Raw genomic sequence first — 1776 nt, 5'->3', positions numbered from 1 at the left:
CTCGACGCGTTTCGAGACGCGTTCGTCGCCATCGAGCCGGCGGCTTCAGGAGCAGTCGATAACCGACTCGACCCCCGAGAACTCCGGCTCACGATTCCGTACGGCGTCGCGGAGGCCGATGAAACCATATTCACGGTTCGATGGACGACGGCGGACGACTACAACGTTCATTACTCGGATACGTCCGAGCGCAACCTCCGGTGGGATCTCCACCCGCACGACTTCTCAGCACCGCCCGACGACCGACACTTTCACCCGCCGCCAGACGCGTCAAGCGCGGATGACCACGTCGAGGCGTCGTGTCTCGGAGACCCCTCGGTTGACCTCGTTGCCCGGACCGTTCACCTCTTATGGCGGCAGGCACTCGACGAGGGGGCGATGACCAACATCAACGCTGGAACGAACCAGCCCTGACTACAACTTCCGAGGATAGCGATTGAATCGGCTAAGGCTGTCGGCAGATCCGGATTTTGGCAGCGGTGAACTAATTGAGCGGCGACGTCGTTCCTGACAATACGTCGCTGTTAGCCGGGATAGACGTCGTTTTCACTCAATCGGCAGATGATCGTAATGAGTATGCTTTACTGTGGTAACCGAATACGTCTCATCGAACCGGAGATGGGGCTCCGATTCACTGGCTGCGGCCAGCAGTTCCGATGGAGCGGCAACTCCCCCTCGGAGTTGCCCGCCGTGGCCGGATTTCCGACCACCGGGGTCGCCCCACGCGAAAATCCCGATAGTCGACGCCTCCAGCCGAGGGCAGCTAGTTCTCAGGGACTGGATACCTAACGTCCTTTTGGCTCTATAGAGGATATCCCCAAAGCGGAGAGAACAGGGCAGAGACCCACTCTCGACAGCGGTGGGGTTTATCGCGCGAGGAGCGGTGGCGCGCGCCGTGCGGTGTGCGTGCGTCGGACGCAGCGATGCATATGCTCATCTACGCACTGGTGGAGGCATCGAGCGAAGACGAAGCACTTGCGGCGGGACAGTCGGCGTTCGACCGACTGGTCGGCGTGTCTCCGCACGCCGACGGCGTCTTTGACTACTACGTCACGTTCGGCGAGACGGACGTCACGGGCGCTGGACAAGCCCGCTGGGGTGAGCGGCCGGCCGCCGCGCCGGTCGAGTCCGACGCCGGCGAAGAACTCCTCGAAGCGGGCTGGGAAGCGACCGTCGAGGAGTTCGAGCAGAACCTCGCCGACGTCCGGGAGTCGCTACCCAAGCTCAGCGACGAGGCAGTGATGCGTGACGAGAACCTCGTGCGGCACGCCTGCCACAAGCTCGGCGCGTACCGTGGCCTGTCAGTCGTCCTCTACGACGAACACGGACACGGAATTCGCGACCGGGAGCGCCTCGACCTGATTCTCGACAGCAATCAAGAGCGCTGGATCGTCCCTGCGGACGTCCACTACTGACGATGGTGTGGGAGGCCACTCGTCGTCGACGTCGCGCCCCGCCGTGGGAGAAGCCAATCCCGAAAACCGCCCTCGGTTACTGTACGAGTTGCAAGGCGGTGCCAGCAGACCCGGTCTACGCCGCACGCGGCGACCAACGCTGTGCAGACTGCTACTTCGAGGAAGCACTCTCGGAGGTGGTAATCGACGCGTAGCCACACCCCGTGTGCAAAGTGTAAATATTCGTTCTACAGGCAGATCACATCCGTACACCCGTTAGGAATCTGGATTCATCTGCCTTAACCAACTCAGTGCGAAGGAAGCGCGACGTGTTGGTTAAACGAGATACGCCGCGACCGCAGTATGGTTTGTCGACCCCGAG

Annotated in this window: 2 protein-coding genes; both read left to right on the top strand. The window is 61.8% G+C overall.

Annotation, left to right across the window (positions count from 1 at the left end; all coding sequences use genetic code 11):
- A partial coding sequence (locus tag AOZ13_RS13515) for a hypothetical protein (protein WP_049934143.1) occupies window positions 1-414 on the top strand: 414 nt, incomplete at its 5' end.
- A gap of 509 nt (window positions 415-923) precedes the next feature.
- Window positions 924-1415, top strand: coding sequence for a hypothetical protein (locus AOZ13_RS13510; RefSeq protein ID WP_049934144.1), 492 nt, complete (start codon window positions 924-926; stop codon window positions 1413-1415).
- Window positions 1416-1776: the final 361 nt, after the last annotated feature.

The sequence above is a fragment of the Halarchaeum acidiphilum MH1-52-1 genome, assembly GCF_000474235.1.
Classification (GTDB): Archaea; Halobacteriota; Halobacteria; order Halobacteriales; family Halobacteriaceae; genus Halarchaeum; species Halarchaeum acidiphilum.
Note: the sequence above shows the minus strand (reverse complement) of the source record. Positions and strands in the feature narration are given on the sequence as shown.

What these genes read in the sequence shown, in the direction of transcription:
- AOZ13_RS13510 (WP_049934144.1), top strand. Translation starts at nt 924, where the DNA reads ATGCATATGCTCATCTACGCACTGGTGGAGGCATCGAGCGAAGACGAA.